Source organism: Mesorhizobium sp. WSM4837, assembly GCF_055811435.1.
Genome location: NZ_JBVVQE010000016.1, coordinates 1 through 14,847 on the forward strand (window position 1 = coordinate 1; position 14,847 = coordinate 14,847).

The 14,847-nt window shown below is 62.2% G+C and carries 18 protein-coding genes; 6 read left to right on the forward strand and 12 right to left on the reverse strand.

Annotation, left to right across the window (positions count from 1 at the left end; translation table 11 throughout):
• Positions 1-535, forward strand: a 535-nt coding sequence (gene pldH / locus AC0L3D_RS11575) for a pyridoxal 4-dehydrogenase, SDR-type (RefSeq protein ID WP_473644403.1), incomplete at its 5' end; no start/stop codon positions are given.
• A gap of 270 nt (positions 536-805) precedes the next feature.
• The gene (locus AC0L3D_RS11580) at positions 806-1,039 is read left to right on the forward strand and encodes a hypothetical protein (RefSeq protein ID WP_244529057.1); all 234 of its coding nucleotides are present in this window, start codon (positions 806-808) and stop codon (positions 1,037-1,039) included.
• Positions 1,040-1,052: 13 nt separating this feature from the next.
• Here the strand turns inward: AC0L3D_RS11580 and AC0L3D_RS11585 are convergent, their stop codons facing one another.
• The 5 genes from AC0L3D_RS11585 to AC0L3D_RS11605 form a co-directional block, all read right to left on the reverse strand.
• Complete coding sequence (locus AC0L3D_RS11585; RefSeq protein WP_473644405.1) at positions 1,053-2,297, reverse strand: multidrug effflux MFS transporter; 1,245 nt, start codon at positions 2,295-2,297, stop codon at positions 1,053-1,055.
• A 110-nt stretch (positions 2,298-2,407) separates the two neighbouring features.
• Positions 2,408-2,743 carry a Grx4 family monothiol glutaredoxin gene (grxD, locus tag AC0L3D_RS11590; protein WP_023798253.1) on the reverse strand — a complete coding sequence of 112 codons (336 nt, stop codon included), beginning with the start codon at positions 2,741-2,743 and terminating at the stop codon, positions 2,408-2,410.
• Positions 2,744-2,918: 175 nt separating this feature from the next.
• Entirely contained in the window at positions 2,919-3,152 is a 234-nt protein-coding gene (locus AC0L3D_RS11595) for a BolA/IbaG family iron-sulfur metabolism protein (protein ID WP_023798252.1), read from the reverse strand.
• Positions 3,153-3,232: 80 nt separating this feature from the next.
• Positions 3,233-5,473, reverse strand: a complete 2,241-nt coding sequence (gene purL / locus AC0L3D_RS11600; RefSeq protein WP_473644407.1) for a phosphoribosylformylglycinamidine synthase subunit PurL — start codon at positions 5,471-5,473, stop codon at positions 3,233-3,235.
• A 143-nt stretch (positions 5,474-5,616) separates the two neighbouring features.
• Positions 5,617-7,029 (reverse strand): aminotransferase-like domain-containing protein, encoded by a 1,413-nt coding sequence (locus tag AC0L3D_RS11605; protein WP_473644409.1) that lies wholly within the window; start codon positions 7,027-7,029, stop codon positions 5,617-5,619.
• 132 nt (positions 7,030-7,161) lie between these two features.
• Here AC0L3D_RS11605 and AC0L3D_RS11610 point away from each other — a divergent pair, with 132 nt between their 5' ends.
• The gene (locus tag AC0L3D_RS11610; protein WP_473644411.1) at positions 7,162-7,368 is read left to right on the forward strand and encodes a DUF1127 domain-containing protein; all 207 of its coding nucleotides are present in this window, start codon (positions 7,162-7,164) and stop codon (positions 7,366-7,368) included.
• Between the two features lie 144 nt (positions 7,369-7,512).
• Here AC0L3D_RS11610 and AC0L3D_RS11615 read toward each other — a convergent pair whose 3' ends face one another.
• The 5 genes from AC0L3D_RS11615 to purC are packed head-to-tail and all read right to left on the reverse strand — an operon-like array spanning position 7,513 to position 9,992.
• Positions 7,513-7,929, reverse strand: a complete 417-nt coding sequence (locus AC0L3D_RS11615) for a hypothetical protein (RefSeq protein WP_128246630.1) — start codon at positions 7,927-7,929, stop codon at positions 7,513-7,515.
• A 45-nt stretch (positions 7,930-7,974) separates the two neighbouring features.
• A complete protein-coding gene (gene purQ, locus AC0L3D_RS11620; RefSeq protein WP_023798248.1) occupies positions 7,975-8,643 on the reverse strand; it encodes a phosphoribosylformylglycinamidine synthase subunit PurQ in 669 nt (222 codons plus the stop codon).
• Positions 8,640-8,894, reverse strand: coding sequence for a hypothetical protein (locus AC0L3D_RS11625; protein WP_023798247.1), 255 nt, complete (start codon positions 8,892-8,894; stop codon positions 8,640-8,642). Before AC0L3D_RS11625 ends, purQ begins: the two co-directional genes overlap by 4 nt.
• Before the next feature lie 18 nt (positions 8,895-8,912).
• A complete protein-coding gene (gene purS, locus AC0L3D_RS11630; protein ID WP_023798246.1) occupies positions 8,913-9,155 on the reverse strand; it encodes a phosphoribosylformylglycinamidine synthase subunit PurS in 243 nt (80 codons plus the stop codon).
• Positions 9,156-9,197: 42 nt separating this feature from the next.
• A complete protein-coding gene (gene purC / locus AC0L3D_RS11635) occupies positions 9,198-9,992 on the reverse strand; it encodes a phosphoribosylaminoimidazolesuccinocarboxamide synthase (RefSeq protein ID WP_023798245.1) in 795 nt (264 codons plus the stop codon).
• A 277-nt stretch (positions 9,993-10,269) separates the two neighbouring features.
• On the opposite strand from purC, the gene AC0L3D_RS11640 reads away from it, so the two are divergent.
• A complete protein-coding gene (locus tag AC0L3D_RS11640) occupies positions 10,270-10,590 on the forward strand; it encodes a DUF1476 domain-containing protein (protein WP_091591813.1) in 321 nt (106 codons plus the stop codon).
• A 212-nt stretch (positions 10,591-10,802) separates the two neighbouring features.
• Complete coding sequence (locus tag AC0L3D_RS11645; protein WP_128173190.1) at positions 10,803-11,576, forward strand: HpcH/HpaI aldolase family protein; 774 nt, start codon at positions 10,803-10,805, stop codon at positions 11,574-11,576.
• A gap of 117 nt (positions 11,577-11,693) precedes the next feature.
• On the opposite strand, the gene AC0L3D_RS11650 is transcribed toward AC0L3D_RS11645, so the two are convergent.
• Positions 11,694-12,242 carry an RBBP9/YdeN family alpha/beta hydrolase gene (locus AC0L3D_RS11650; protein ID WP_023798242.1) on the reverse strand — a complete coding sequence of 183 codons (549 nt, stop codon included), beginning with the start codon at positions 12,240-12,242 and terminating at the stop codon, positions 11,694-11,696.
• Between the two features lie 305 nt (positions 12,243-12,547).
• Between AC0L3D_RS11650 and AC0L3D_RS11655 the strand changes: the two genes are divergently transcribed.
• Positions 12,548-13,360: a VOC family protein gene (locus tag AC0L3D_RS11655; protein WP_473644412.1), complete on the forward strand. Its 813-nt coding sequence runs from the start codon at positions 12,548-12,550 to the stop codon at positions 13,358-13,360.
• Between the two features lie 177 nt (positions 13,361-13,537).
• Here the strand turns inward: AC0L3D_RS11655 and purB are convergent, their stop codons facing one another.
• Complete coding sequence (gene purB / locus AC0L3D_RS11660) at positions 13,538-14,845, reverse strand: adenylosuccinate lyase (RefSeq protein WP_287259671.1); 1,308 nt, start codon at positions 14,843-14,845, stop codon at positions 13,538-13,540.
• Positions 14,846-14,847 lie beyond the last annotated feature (2 nt).

Below are 14,847 nucleotides of genomic sequence, written 5' to 3' on the forward strand. Positions count from 1 at the left end.
GTTCGCCGAGATCCAGGCACTGACCGGTGGCATCGATATCTTGGTCAACAACGCCAGCATCGTGCCCTTCGTCGCCTGGGACGATGTCGACCTCGACCATTGGCGCAAGATCATCGACGTCAATCTGACCGGAACCTTCATCGTCAGCCGCGCGGCAACAGACCAGATGCGTGCCGCCGGCAAAGCCGGCCGGGTGATCAGCATCGCCTCCAACAGCTTCTTTGCCGGCACGCCGAACATGGCGGCCTATGTCGCGGCCAAGGGCGGCGTCATCGGCTTCACCAGGGCGCTCGCCACAGAACTCGGCAAATACCACATCACCGCCAACGCGGTGACGCCGGGCCTGATCGAGAGCGATGGGGTCAAGGCGAGCCCGCACAACGAGGCGTTCGGCTTCGTCGAGATGCTGCAGGCTATGAAAGGCAAAGGGCAGCCGGAACATATCGCCGATGTGGTGTCGTTCCTGGCCTCGGATGACGCACGCTGGATCACCGGCCAGACGCTGAATGTCGACGCCGGCATGGTGCGCCACTAAAGCGCCGACGTCTGAAAGGATCCATCCGCAGCGCTGATACTCGATGGAAGCTTTCGTCGATAAATTCGATTACATTTATCCGCGCGAAACCGGAGACCCGAGATGAAACCTCGGTCCGCAATTGTCGCCCTTACCCTTGCCCTGGTTGCCGGTCCTAACACGGCAACATCGCAGGAACGCGGCTGTCGCAGTCCCGAACCCGTCGACACCATAAACGAGATGTTCTCCGCGATCGTCGCCTGTTGGGAGCCGCCGCCCGGAACCGCGGGCATGACCCTGACGCTGCAGTTCTCAATTCGCCGAAACGGCACACTTATCGGCAAGCCTCGCGCCACCTACTCCCGTCTGGGGGATGATGGCAGCCTCAACCGGGCTTTCGTCGCCTCCGTCCTCGAGGCCCTCGACAAGGCTCTGCCACTGCCGGTTTCGGACAGGATGGGTGGAGCGATCGCAGGGCGTTTGCTGTTCCCTCGCTTCACCGCAGCGAGCGGGGATGAATCCTGAAACGCGTCCGGCCTTAAACCGGCGGATTCTGCGGCTGGAAGAATTTGCCGCGCTCGGCGATCAGCACCATCACCAATGCGCCAAGCGAAACGCTGCAGAATCCGGCGGCCAAGGGCGTCACAGTGCCGTTGAAGGCTTGGCCGATCAGCGTGCCGAGCACACCGCCGAGGAAGGTCTGCATGAAGCCCAGAATGGACGACGCCGTCCCGGCCAACTGGCCGAGCGGCTCCATGGCGAGCGCGTTGAAATTCGCGCCGAGTGCGCCGAACGGGACCATCGTGCAGGCAAAGAAGGTGATGAAAAGCCAGAGCGGCATCTTCATCTGGAGGGAAACGACCAGCCAGGCGAGGCTGATGGCCAGAAACAAGAGCAGCGCGCTTTGCGACAGGCGGCGCATGCCGATGCGGCCGACAAGGCGCGAATTCAGATAGCTCGAAAACGAGAGCACGCCGGCTATCCCTGCGAAAATCACCGGGAACATCTCGCCGACGCCGAAGACGCCGACATAGATCTGCTGCGCCGAGTTGATGAAGCCGAACATCGCGCCGAAGGCAAAAGTGCTGGCGAAGGCATAGCAGAGCGCGATGCGATTGGTCAGCACGATGCGGAAACCGCCAAGGACGGATGATGCCGTCAGCGGCCGGCGATATTCGGGATGCAGCGTTTCCGGCAGCCGCAGCAGCGACCAGGCTGAGACGACCAGTGCGCCTGCCGCCATTGTGATGAAGATCCAGTGCCAGGAGGCAAACAGCATGATGAACTGGCCGATGCCTGGCGCCACCACCGGAATGGCCATGAACACCATGAAGATCAGCGACATCACCTCAGCCATGCGCCGGCCATCGAACGTGTCGCGCACGATCGAGACGGCGATGACGCGTGTGGCCGCGGCGCCGATGCCTTGCACCACCCGGCACAGGATAAGCGTAGCGAATGTCGGGGCGATCGCCGCCGCACTCGCCGCTGCGACGTAGATAACCAGTCCGACGACGAGCGGAGCGCGGCGTCCGAAGCGGTCCGAGATCGGCCCGAAGAAGAGCTGTCCGCCGCCAAAGCCGAGAATGTACGCGGCAATCACATATTGGCGGTGGTTTTCATTTTCCACGCCCAGCGAGGCGCCGATCTGCTGCAGCGCCGGCAGCATGATGTCGATGGCCAGCGAGTTGAGCGCCATCAATGCCGCGCACAGCGCGATGAATTCCCAGCGCGGAATAGGCAAGGTGCTTGCCTGTTGCTGCGCTTCTGCATGCTGATCCACGGCAAAGTCCGATCTTCAAACGAAAAAGCGCCGGCGCACCGGCGCATTCATTCGTCTTGTGCCCCGATACCGGGGAGATAATCAGCTTGGCGAAGTGCCCTAAATGTCCGTCAGGCGGCGCCTTTGACGCTGACGCCCTTTTCGACGAGGAACGTCTGCAGTTCGCCTGCCTGGAACATCTCGCGGACGATGTCGCAACCGCCGACGAACTCACCCTTGACGTAGAGCTGAGGGATCGTCGGCCAGTTGGAGTATTCCTTGATACCTTGCCGCAGCTCGGCCGAGGTCAGCACGTCGACGCCCTTGTAGTCGGCCCCGATATAGTCGAGGATCTGCACGACCTGACCGGAAAATCCGCATTGCGGGAAACCGGGCGTGCCCTTCATGAAGAGAACGACGTCGTTGGCCTTCACTTCGCTGTCGATGTAGTCGTTGATACCGCTCATAGAAAATCCTTTCATGCCCGCGGGAGTCGGGCTCGAAACATTCCCTTTCAAATAAACCCATAGGTTGCCTGAAACAAGACGTTTGCCGCCCTCGTCACGCAAATGGCGCAAAGGATGGCCTGGGCCAAGAGCGTCGGACGGCTATTTTCCCAAGCCAGCAAACCCCCAAAAAAGCTTACTCCGGCACGCTGGTCTGCAGTGCGAGCGCGTGCAGCACGCCGCCCATATTGCCCTTCAGCGCGTCGTAGACCATCTGGTGCTGCTGGACGCGGCTTTTTCCGCGAAAGCTTTCGGCCACCACTTCGGCCGCATAATGGTCGCCGTCGCCGGCCAGGTCGCGAATCGTCACCTTGGCGTCCGGAATGCCTTCCTTGATCAGCCGTTCGATGTCGTGCGCGTCCATTGCCATGCGAGAATTCCTTGTTCAGATCTCATAGATATGATCGAACGGCGGATGAACCACACCGAAAACGGGCCCACTCGATCAAATCAGGGGTCCACGACCTCATTTGCCATGAAGCGAGGAAACCAGGATTCGTGGGCAGCGGTCAATTCGCCGACAGCGATCGCCCGCGCCTCGCCAAGTTTCAACTCACGGCCGCCGGTCGAGCCGATCCACGGTGCGAAGATGCCGAGCTTGCTCTGCTGTTCGCGAATGGCGTCCCATTCCTTGCTTTGCGGATCGATCGACAGCGTCAAGAGGTAGCGGCCCTGATCCTCGCCGAACCAGACCGGGATCGAATCGGTCCCGACCAGGCCGGGGACGGTCGCGCCGATGCCGGACGCCATCGCCATCTCGGCCAGCGCGACGGCAATGCCGCCATCGGAAACGTCATGCGCTGATGTGACGACGCCGGAGGCGATCAGGGCGCGTACATGGTCGCCGACGCGCTTTTCATGGTCGAGGTCGACCGGCGGCGGCGGGCCGTCGGTGCGGCCATGGATGTCGCGCATATAGGCCGACTGGGCGAGATGCGTTCCCCACATGGACGGCGCGCCGACCAGCAGGATCATCTGGCCCTCGGCGGCAAAGCCGATCCGCGCCATCTGGGACCAGTCGGCGATCAGTCCGACGCCGCCGATGGTCGGCGTCGGCAAGATGCCTTGGCCGTTGGTTTCGTTGTAGAGCGAGACATTGCCGGAGACGATCGGAAAGCCGAGCGCGCGGCAGGCGTCGCCGATGCCTTTCACGGCGCCGACCAATTGGCCCATGATCTCGGGTCGTTCCGGATTACCAAAATTGAGGTTGTCGGTGGCCGCGAGCGGCAGCGCGCCGGTGGCGGTAAGGTTGCGCCAGCATTCGGCCACCGCCTGCTTGCCGCCCTCGTACGGATCGGCCTCGCAATAGCGCGGCGTGACGTCGGAGGAGAAGGCGAGCGCCTTGGTCGGATGGCCCTCGACGCGCACCACGCCGGCATCGCCGCCCGGAAGCTGCAGCGAATTGCCCTGGATCAGCGTGTCGTATTGTTCCCATACCCAGCGGCGCGAGGACAGGTCGGGCCCGCCAAGCAGTTTCAGCAGCGCCTCGGCGACATCCGCTTGCGGTGCATCGCCGGCCGCCAGCGGCGCCGGCTTCTTCGGCTCGGTCCAGGGACGGTCATATTCCGGCGCCTGGTCGCCAAGGTCCTTGATCGGCAGATTGGCGACTTCGTCGCCCTGGTGCAGCACGCGAAAGCGCAGGTCGTCGGTTGTCTTGCCGACGATGGCGAAGTCGAGGCCCCATTTGTGGAAGATCGCCTCGGCTTGCTTTTCCTTTTCGGGGCGCAGCACCATCAGCATGCGCTCCTGGCTCTCCGACAGCATCATCTCATAGGCGCTCATGCGCTCCTCGCGCACCGGCACCTTGTCGAGGTCGAGCTCGATGCCGAGGTCGCCCTTGGCGCCCATCTCGACCGCCGAGCAGGTGAGGCCGGCAGCACCCATGTCCTGGATGGCGATGACGGCACCGGACGCCATCAGTTCGAGGCAGGCTTCGAGCAGGCATTTTTCGGTGAACGGGTCGCCGACCTGGACGGTGGGCCGCTTCTCGTCGATCCTGTCGTCGAATTCGGCCGAGGCCATGGTGGCGCCGCCGACACCGTCGCGGCCGGTCTTGGCGCCGAGATAGACGACCGGCAGGCCGACGCCCTTGGCTTCCGACAGGAAGATCGCATCGGTCTTGGCCAGCCCCGCCGCAAAGGCGTTGACCAGGATGTTGCCATTGTAGCGCGCGTCGAAATTGACTTCGCCGCCGACCGTCGGCACGCCGAAGGAATTGCCGTAGCCGCCGACGCCGGCAACGACGCCGGCAACCAGGTGCCTGGTCTTGGGATGGTTCGGCGCGCCGAAGCGCAGCGCGTTCATTGCCGCGATCGGCCGGGCGCCCATGGTGAAGACATCGCGCAGGATGCCGCCGACGCCGGTCGCCGCGCCCTGATAGGGCTCGATGAAGGAGGGGTGGTTGTGGCTCTCCATCTTGAAGACGACGCAGTCGCCGTCGCCGATATCGACCACGCCGGCATTCTCGCCCGGGCCCTGGACGACCTGCGGCCCGGTGGTGGGCAGCGTGCGCAGCCACTTTTTCGAGGATTTATACGAGCAGTGCTCGTTCCACATCGCCGAAAAGATGCCGAGCTCGGTAAAGCTCGGCTCGCGCCCGACCAGATCGAGGATGCGCTGATATTCGTCGGGCTTCAGCCCGTGCGCGGCAATGAGTTCCGGAGTGATCGGCACGGAATTGGAAATGGTCATGGGCGGCAATTTATGTCCTTGGGATCGAGTCCCGTCTTATCGCAAGCTTTGCAGCCGATACACCCATCAAGCGACGAAAAACGATGGAAAGGGTGCAGCAAGTAGCGAAAGATCGCCACTCTGCCCGCCGGTTTCAAGCCGGTTCAGGAGAAACTGTCGTAGCCGGCGCGGCCCTCGTCCAGCAGCCGCCGGATCACGCCGACGCCGCCCGCGATGTCCTCTCGTCGCTCCGGCTGTGAAACGCCAAACCGCACGCCGTGAAAAACCTGCTCGGAACGCCCGGCCTTGAACTCGTCCTCATCGTCGATGAGCACGCCATGTTCGAGACAGGCGTTCTTGAAGGTGCCGGAAAGCCATGGATCAGGCAGGGTGAGCCAGACGAAGGGCACATTGTCTAGTGCGTTGAAGTCGAACCCGGCTAGTGTCTCGCGCACGATCGCCACGCGCGCGTTGATCTCGACGATGCTGCGCTTGCGCATCTCGCTGGCCTGGCCGGACAGAACCAGTCGGCTACACACTTCCGCCAGCAGGAAGGGGAGGCCACCCGTCAGCATCTTGTGAGCGACCCGGATCCGGTGGCGATAGGCCGGCGGACAAGCGAGCCAGCCGCCGCGAACGCCGGCCGCAACCGATTTCGACAGGCCGCCGGCAACGATGGTCCGTTCGGGGGCATATTCGGCCAGGAGCGGCGTCGGGTCGTCGGTCAGATCGCCATAGAGATCGTCCTCGATCAGGATGACATTGTATTCGCGCGCGACGCGCGCGATGGCCTCGCGGCGCGTCGCCGACAGCGTCACCAGTGTGGGGTTCTGTGCCGTCGGCATCAGGAACATCATTTTCGGGTGTTTTTGCGCGCAGACGCGCTCGAAATCCTCTGGATCGAGCCCTTCCGCGTCCGACGTCACCAGCGCGGTGCGGCGGCCGATCAGGCCGGCGCTGCGAGAAATCTGCGAATAGGTGAGGTGCTCGAAGACGATATAGTCGCCGGGCGTGGTCAGCGCGGCAATCGCCGCCATAACCGCGGCATGGGTGCCGAGCGTCGGAACGATGCCATCGGGGCTTGGGCGAAACGAATTTCGCGACAGCCAGCTGCAGCCGGCCTCGACCCAGCGGTTGGGAAAATCCCGCGTATAGCTTGAAATCTCGTACGGATGCTCCTGCGCCGTGCGCGAAAGCACATCGGCGACAATGGCGCCCTGGCCGGTATCAGGCGCAGCCGTGCTGTCGAAGCGCAGTTTGCCGCGAGGCGCATCGATATAGCGCGTGCCTTCCACCTGCGGGTCGGGCGCCAGCAGATCGGTCTTGGTGTCATGCCGGCCAAGCACATAGGTTCCGCGTCCGACTTCGCCGCTCACCAGGCCCCGCTCGCGCAACAATTGGTAGGCCCTGCCGACCGTGCCGACGGTCGTGCCGATGTCGTATGCCAGATCGCGCTGCGGCGGCAATTTTGCCCCGGCGGCGATCAAGCCACGGTCGATGTCCGTTTCGATGGAATCTGCAAGCCGCTGATAGAGCGGCCCGGAGCCGGCGGAAAGGTCGGGAAGCCAATTTGTCATGGTGACAATTTTCTATATTGCACCGTTTTGAGAGTCAATACATATGTGACCGCGCAACAAATAGGTACAATCTCGAATTTTGGTAGCAAGAAAATGGCTTCAATCGATACAATCCGTTACATGAGAGCTGGATTGCCCGGAGCCCGCCCGTCAGGCCGGCAAGGCTATGTCCGTCGCCTGGTGCAAATGGTCAACTCACTCGCAAACCGGATCGGCCGCTTGCTGGATCGCCGGCGCAGTCGGCTGGTCTTGCTGGAAATGACCGACGATCAGCTCAAGGATATCGGCATCTCGCGTGCCGACGCCCATCGTGAGGGTCTGAGGCCGTTCTGGGACTGAGAATACGCGCTGAAATAGAAGACGAGCGAGCCGACAAAACTGCGGCCGGCTGCCATCGACGCTGGAACGGTGATGCAGATTTGCAGGACAAGTGCGGCCAAGCCGATGACCAGACCGGCGACCTGCAGGCAGCGGCTCACTGCCCTATGCAGCCGCACCGCAGGCCTGATTGCCAGCCTGCCAGCGGGCAATGTCCGAGCCGATGCGTGCGCCGAGCGGTTCGGCCATCAGCGGACCGTACACGTCAACCCGGCGTGAATTGCCCTGTGCCTGCACGACCAGCAACGGCTTTCCGCCATAATGCTTGACCGGAACCAGCAGGAAGCGCGGCGTGCCGGTGAACGAATTCAGCTCGTTGGCCATCTGATAGGGCTTGAAAGCGGGATCCTTGCTGGCGATCCAGCATTTGTGGGCGGCGATCGCCACCTGTTCCATGGCAAGCAGCGCCGCACTCTTGCCCGAAGGCGCCGGCGCGTTCTTCGGCTTCGACTGGCAGGAGGCGAGCACAAGGCAGGCGGCGGCGACAAGAGCGAGGCGGGCGATCGTCTGTCTCGGGCTCATGCGGCGCCTATTTCGAATTCGGAAAAAAGATGAACGCTGAAGATATCAAGCGGCGATGCCAAGCGCACTTTCGAACAGCGCCCGGCCGTCGCTGCCCCCATGCGCCGCTTCGATCAGGTTCTCGGGATGCGGCATCAGGCCGAGCACATTGCCCTGGCCGTTGATGATGCCGGCAATGTCGTTGATCGAGCCGTTGGGATTGGTGCCTTCGGCATAGCGGAACACGACCTGGCCTTCGCCTTCGAGCCTGCGCAGCGTCTCGGCGTCGGCAAAGTAATTGCCGTCATGATGCGCCACCGGCGAGCGGATGATCTGGCCCGGCTGGTAGCGGCGGGTGAACATTGTGTTGGCGTTGGCGATCTGCAGCTTGACCTGTCGGCAGACGAATTTCAGCGACGTGTTGCGCATCAAGGCGCCTGGCAAAAGGCCGGCCTCGACCAGGATCTGGAAGCCGTTGCAGACGCCAATGACCATCACGCCCTTGGCCGCCTTTTCGGCGACCGCCCGCATCACCGGCATGCGCGCCGCAATGGCGCCGCAGCGCAGATAATCGCCGAAGGAGAAGCCACCGGGAATGGCGATCAGGTCGACGTCGGGGATTTCGGTATCGGTCTGCCAGACCGTGACCGGCGGCGTTCCCGAAATCTTGGTCAGCGCCGCGATCATGTCGCGGTCACGGTTGAGGCCCGGCAGAAGAACGACGGCTGATTTCATTTCGGTTCGTAAGGCCCCTGGGCTTCGGCAAGTCCACGCAATTCGAGACGGCGCTCTATACGTTCGAGACGATCGTCTTGACGGCCAAGAATGCCGTAGATGTTATGGATGTCGCTTTGCGTTGCGACCATGTGACCCCGAATTGCGTTCAACTCCCGCTTCACTTCGGAAACATCTGGTCGAAGTTCAGCAACTTCGTGGTGCACACGCTTCAGGAGCTCGTACATCAACTCGTTCGTGGCTTCAGTCATATACCCTCCGGCACAACCTCAGGTAATGGCCACACTATAGTTCTCAATCACCGTATTCGCCAGAAGCTTGTCGCACATGGCTTTGAGATCGGCCTCGGCCTTGGCCTTGTCGCTCTCGGCAAGCTCGACGTCGAAAACCTTGCCCTGCCGCACCTGGCCGACGCCGTCAAAGCCCATCCCGGACAATGCGTGTTCGATCGCCTTGCCTTGCGGGTCGAGCACGCCGTTCTTGAGAGTGACGGTAATGCGGGCCTTGATCACGCTGGACATGCTCCTGTTCGACGTGTTGAGCGGCAAGAAATCTCAGTGCGGCTTGCCTTTGAGGCCATCGGTCGAGGCGACGAGCACCGGCCCGGCGGGACGCGGCGGCTCGTTCTCGTTCATGATGCCGAGGCGGCGGGCGACTTCCTGATAGGCTTCGACCAGACCGCCCATGTCGCGGCGGAAACGATCCTTGTCGAGCTTGTCCTGGGTCGCCACGTCCCACAGACGGCACGAGTCCGGCGAGATCTCGTCGGCAACGACGATGCGCATCATGTCGCCTTCGAACAGCCGGCCGCATTCGATCTTGAAGTCGACAAGCTGGATGCCGACTCCCATGAACAAGCCGGAGAGGAAGTCGTTGACGCGGATGGCCAGCGCCATGACGTCGTCGATCTCCTGCGGGCTTGCCCAGCCGAAAGCAGTGATGTGCTCTTCAGACACCATTGGGTCGTCGAGCGCATCGGCCTTGTAATAGAATTCGATGATCGAGCGCGGCAGCACGGTGCCTTCCTCGATGCCGAGACGCTTGGCCAGCGAGCCGGCGGCGACATTGCGCACGACCACCTCGAGCGGGATGATCTCGACTTCCTTGATCAGCTGCTCGCGCATGTTGAGCCGGCGGATGAAATGGGTCGGAATGCCCATCCGGTTGAGATGGTTGAAGATGTGCTCGGAAATGCGGTTGTTGAGCACGCCCTTGCCATCGACGATTTCGTGCTTCTTCTTGTTGAAAGCGGTCGCGTCGTCCTTGAAGAACTGGATCAGTGTTCCCGGCTCAGGGCCCTCATAGAGGATCTTGGCCTTGCCTTCATAAATGCGGCGGCGATTTTTCATCTGATCTTTTCTCTGGATTTCCGGGCAGGCGGCAAGCGACCAGTTCCTGTCCGTACGCCTAAATTAGTGCGGCAACGGTAGGGGTTCAATGCCGGTGTCTATCCCAATCGCAGTGTTTGCTCAATCGGCAAATCCTTTCAATCACCGCTTTCCGGAATGAAATGCCGCAGCGCAGCAAGTGATGTAGCATATTGACCGGCCCGCGGCCTTTTGGTTTGTGCTGGGCAAGACACATATTTCGACTGCCAACCAAATCGGATTTGACCGGAGGGATGCCATGAGCAGCATGAAAGATCGCGAGGAGGGCTTCGAGCGCAAGTTCGTAATCGACGAGGAACTCCGGTTCAAGGCTGCGGCCCGCCGCAACAAGGCGCTCGGCCTGTGGGCCGCTGAAAAGCTCGGCAAGGCCGGGGCCGACGCCGAAGCCTATGCCAGCCAGGTCGTCCTCGCCGATATCGAGGAAGCCGGCGACCACGACGTTTTCCGCAAGATCCGCAAGGATTTCGACGAAGCCGGGGTCGTCCAGTCGGATCATCAGATTCGCCGCACCATGGACGATCTGATGGCGCAGGCAATCGAGCAGATCAAGAACACCTGACCCTTTGCTCTGAGCCAATCGACACGCTGGACCAATCGACCGCCTCGCCCCTCCGGGCGGTTTTTCTTTGCCTTTGCAGCTGTTTCCGGCTGAACTGCATTAGAGTGACGTGCATCCATTCGGAAAGTACGCTCTAAAACTTTGACTCCTCGCGTCGGGCCGACTTTGTCGGCGATTTTGGGCCGATGCGAGGTCGAATAAGAAAGGCGCCCATGTCCCTCAAGTCACGCCTTGTGGCCGATGAAACCTTGTGCACCGCATGGTCCGGCGTGCCTGATGCCCTGACGGTCGAGATTCTTGCCAGACAGGGTTTCGATGCCGTCACGCTCGACATGCAGCATGGCGGACATCATGAGGACAGCGTGCTGCGCGGCCTTGCGCCGGTGCTGGCCGCCAGCAAACCGGCGCTGGTGCGCATTCCGGTCGGCCGCTTCGACATGGCCAGCCGCGCGCTCGATTTCGGAGCCGAGGCGGTGATTGCGCCGATGGTGAATTCGGTGGCGGACGCCAGGCTGTTCGCTGCCGCCATGAAGTATCCGCCGCTCGGCGAGCGTTCCTGGGGCCCGACTTACGCCTTTCCGCGTCATGGCAAGGGCGACTATGCCGACTGGCTGCGCGACAGCAACGCGCGCACCATGGCCTTCGCCATGGTCGAGACGCGCGCCGCGCTCGATGCACTCGACGGCATCCTCGACACGCCGGGTATCGACGGCATCTTCCTAGGCCCATCGGATTTTTCGATTGCCTGGTCGAACGGCGCCGCCGTCAACTCGACGCTCGAAAGCATGATGGAAACAGTCGCCTCGATCGCCGAGCGGACGCGCAAGGCCGGCAAGCATGCCGCGATCTACGTCATCGAGCCGGCCATCGCCGGCCGTGTGGTGTCGATGGGCTACCGGCTGCTGGCGATGGGCTCCGAGCATGCGCTGATCGGCCTGGGGGCAAAGACCCTGCTGAAGAGCGTGAGGGACTCGATCAGCGCCTAAAGCGCGTCGCATTGAAGGGAATGTAACGCGCTTAAAGTCTTTGTTTTATGCATGTCGTCCCAAAACCGCTTCGCACCCTCGGGTCAGGCCCGAGGGCATGCTTTTGGGCGACATGCACTAAAGGTCGGTCAGGAATTTCGCAAAAGTCATCGAGCCTTCCGGCCACGGGCCGAAGCCGGCATCGGCGTTGAGATGTCCGGCCTCGCCGGCGTCGATGAACAGCGAGCCCCAGGCGCCGGCAATGTCCTCGGCCACCTCGAAGGTGCAGAACGGGTCGTTGCGGCTGGCGATCACCACCGAGGGAAATGCCAGCGGCTCGCGCGGATAAGGTCCGAAGGTCATCAGGTGCCTGGGTTTTATCTCTGGATTGGCGACGTCGGGCGGCGCCACGAAGAAGGCTCCGGCGACCGGACGCTGGAACTGCGGCATTGCCTGGATCACGGCAGCGACGCCGAGTGAGTGCGCGACGATGACGACCGGTCGCTCGGCCTCGTTGACCGCCTTCGCCACGCTCGCCGTCCAGTCTTCGCGCACTGGCTTCGACCATTCCGCCTGCTCGACGCGCCGCGCCGTCGACAATTTCGATTGCCAGCGGCTCTGCCAATGGTCGGGACCGGAATTGGTGTAGCCCGGCACGATGAGAATGTCTGCATCCCTGACTTTCATGGCGCGCATGTAGCGAGGGACACGGTTTCGTGCAACCGCGCATGATCCCAAAAAGTGTGAAGCGGTTTTTGAACAAGATCATGCGCAACTGGGTCTGATCATTTTGCGATTGCTCATAATTGTGAACACCATGTTCGCTTCTTGACGTCTTGTGTGAACGATCAAGAACGACGATCTGTCATCGGGAAAAGAAACAGCCGTGTACATGAGACCCAGGATTTGGAACTGACACGACGTACGATGGTAGGTGGCGCGGGCTCCTGGTTTTGGGGATCTCGTCGAAGGCCGGCCAAACGGAGACTTTGATGAGCGAATTGCCTTTTGCCGCCACGACCCCGGTCAGCGTTGCCCGCGTCGGGCTGCGGGCGCGAGATGCCGAAAGCTTGGCCGCTTACTATCGCGATGTCATCGGGCTGCAGGAACTGAGCCGCACCGGTGGCACGATCACGCTGGGCGCCGCCAATCGTCCCTTGCTCGACATCGAAGCGGATGCAGCGGCGAAGCCTGACGATCCGCGCAGCGCCGGCCTGTTTCACACTGCCTTCCTGCTGCCCAGCCGGGCCGACCTCGGGCGCTGGATCAACCACGCCATCGCCAACAATATCGGCATCGACGGCGCTTCCGACCATCTGGTCAGCGAGGCGCTCTACCTGACCGATCCCGAAGGCAACGGCATCGAGATCTATTCCGACCGCCGCCATGAGGACTGGAAGTGGAATGGTGACAAGATAGCGATGGCGACCGACCGGCTGAATATTTCGTCGGTCGTCGCCGACGTGCCCGCCGGCAATGCCGCCTGGCAGGGCATGCCGGACAACAGCATCATCGGCCATGTCCATCTGCGCGTCGGACGGCCGGAAGACGCCGAGGCCTGGTGGCACCAGGAATTCGGCTTCGATACCATGGCGAAATATGGTGGCGCGGCGGTGTTCCTGTCGTCAGGCGGCTACCACCACCACATAGGCGCCAATTCGTGGCAGAGCGCCGGCGCCGGCCGTCGCGATCCTTCCCGGTCCGGCCTCGCCTGGGTCGAAATGCGGTCCGACAATGTGACTGATGCAGCGACGCGCGAGGACCCGTGGGGAACGGTGATCAGGACCGTTCCCGGCAAGGCTTGATTATTCGAACCTGACGGTGCGGCGAGGTCGATGCCGTCTTACCTTCTCCCCTTGTTTGTGGGAGAAGGCGGCCGCCCACGGGTCTTGCCTTCGGCAAGCCCGAGGACAGGCTCCGCGGTCCGATGAGGGTGCTCCAGCTTGGAACCGCCGGCTGGGACCGGTCAAAACCGCGTGGCCTCACGCTTCTCCGAACACCCGCTTGAAGATCGTGTCGACATGCTTGGTATGATAGCCAAGGTCGAATTTTTCACGAATTTCGGCCTCGGGCAAGGCTGCGGTGACCTCCTTGTCGGCCAAAAGTTCCTCAAGGAAATCAGCGCCTTGCTCCCATACCTTCATGGCGTTTCGCTGCACCAGCCGGTAGGCGTCCTCACGGCTGACGCCGGCCTGGGTCAGCGCCAGCAGCACACGCTGCGAATGCACGAGGCCGCGGAACTTGTTCATGTTCTTCAGCATGTTGTCGGGATAGACGAGCAATCTGTCGATGACACTGGTCAGCCGCGATAGCGCGAAATCGAGCGTCACAGTCGCATCCGGGCCGATCATGCGCTCGACCGACGAATGCGAAATGTCGCGCTCGTGCCAGAGCGCCACGTTCTCCATCGCCGGCAGCGCGAACGAACGCACCATGCGCGCAAGCCCGGTGAGGTTTTCGGTCAGCACCGGGTTACGCTTGTGCGGCATCGCTGACGAGCCCTTTTGCCCGGGCGAAAAATACTCTTCGGCCTCCAGCACCTCGGTGCGCTGCAGATGGCGGATTTCCGTCGCCAGCCGTTCGATCGACGAGGCGATGACAGCGAGCGTCGCAAAGAACATCGCATGGCGGTCGCGCGGGATCACCTGCGTCGACACCGGCTCCGGCTTCAATCCGAGTTGCTTCGCCACATGTTCTTCGACATAGGGATCGATATTGGCGAAGGTGCCGACTGCACCTGATATGGCGCATGTCCCAATATCCTCGCGCGCGTGCACCAGCCGCTCGCGGCAGCGCGAGAATTCGGCATAAGCCTGCGCCAGCTTGACGCCGAAGGTGGTCGGCTCGGCGTGGATGCCGTGGCTGCGACCGATGGTGACGGTGTCCTTGTGTTCGAAGGCGCGGCGCTTGAGCGCCGCAAGCAGGCCGTCGATGTCGGCCAGAAGGATGTCGCTGGCACGGGTGAGCTGCACGGCAAAGCAGGTGTCGAGAACGTCCGAGGAGGTCATGCCCTGATGAATGAAGCGGGCGTCCGGCCCGACGAATTCGCTGAGGTGGGTGAGGAAGGCGATGACGTCGTGCTTGGTGACGCGCTCGATCTCGTCGATCGCCTCGACGTCGAACTTGGCGGCTCCGCCTTTTTCCCAGATCGTTTTGGCGGCCTCCTTCGGGATCACGCCGAGCTCGGCCAGCGCGTCGCAAGCGTAGGCCTCGATCTCGAACCAGATGCGGAACCGGGTTTCGGGCGACCAGATGGCCACCATTTCCGGCCGGGAGTAGCGAGGGATCATCG

Excerpts from the sequence above, each read along its gene's own strand:
- AC0L3D_RS11615 (WP_128246630.1), bottom strand. The coding sequence starts at position 7,929 with ATGAGCCCGAGACAGACGATCGCCCGCCTCGCTCTTGTCGCCGCCGCC.
- AC0L3D_RS11580 (WP_244529057.1), top strand. The coding sequence starts at position 806 with ATGACCCTGACGCTGCAGTTCTCAATTCGCCGAAACGGCACACTTATC.
- purB (WP_287259671.1), bottom strand. The coding sequence starts at position 14,845 with ATGATCCCTCGCTACTCCCGGCCGGAAATGGTGGCCATCTGGTCGCCC.
- purL (WP_473644407.1), bottom strand. The coding sequence starts at position 5,473 with ATGACCATTTCCAATTCCGTGCCGATCACTCCGGAACTCATTGCCGCG.
- AC0L3D_RS11595 (WP_023798252.1), bottom strand. The coding sequence starts at position 3,152 with ATGGCAATGGACGCGCACGACATCGAACGGCTGATCAAGGAAGGCATT.
- AC0L3D_RS11655 (WP_473644412.1), top strand. The coding sequence starts at position 12,548 with ATGAGCGAATTGCCTTTTGCCGCCACGACCCCGGTCAGCGTTGCCCGC.
- AC0L3D_RS11625 (WP_023798247.1), bottom strand. The coding sequence starts at position 8,894 with ATGACTGAAGCCACGAACGAGTTGATGTACGAGCTCCTGAAGCGTGTG.
- purC (WP_023798245.1), bottom strand. The coding sequence starts at position 9,992 with ATGAAAAATCGCCGCCGCATTTATGAAGGCAAGGCCAAGATCCTCTAT.
- AC0L3D_RS11650 (WP_023798242.1), bottom strand. The coding sequence starts at position 12,242 with ATGAAAGTCAGGGATGCAGACATTCTCATCGTGCCGGGCTACACCAAT.
- AC0L3D_RS11640 (WP_091591813.1), top strand. The coding sequence starts at position 10,270 with ATGAGCAGCATGAAAGATCGCGAGGAGGGCTTCGAGCGCAAGTTCGTA.
- AC0L3D_RS11605 (WP_473644409.1), bottom strand. The coding sequence starts at position 7,029 with ATGACAAATTGGCTTCCCGACCTTTCCGCCGGCTCCGGGCCGCTCTAT.
- purQ (WP_023798248.1), bottom strand. The coding sequence starts at position 8,643 with ATGAAATCAGCCGTCGTTCTTCTGCCGGGCCTCAACCGTGACCGCGAC.
- grxD (WP_023798253.1), bottom strand. The coding sequence starts at position 2,743 with ATGAGCGGTATCAACGACTACATCGACAGCGAAGTGAAGGCCAACGAC.
- AC0L3D_RS11645 (WP_128173190.1), top strand. The coding sequence starts at position 10,803 with ATGTCCCTCAAGTCACGCCTTGTGGCCGATGAAACCTTGTGCACCGCA.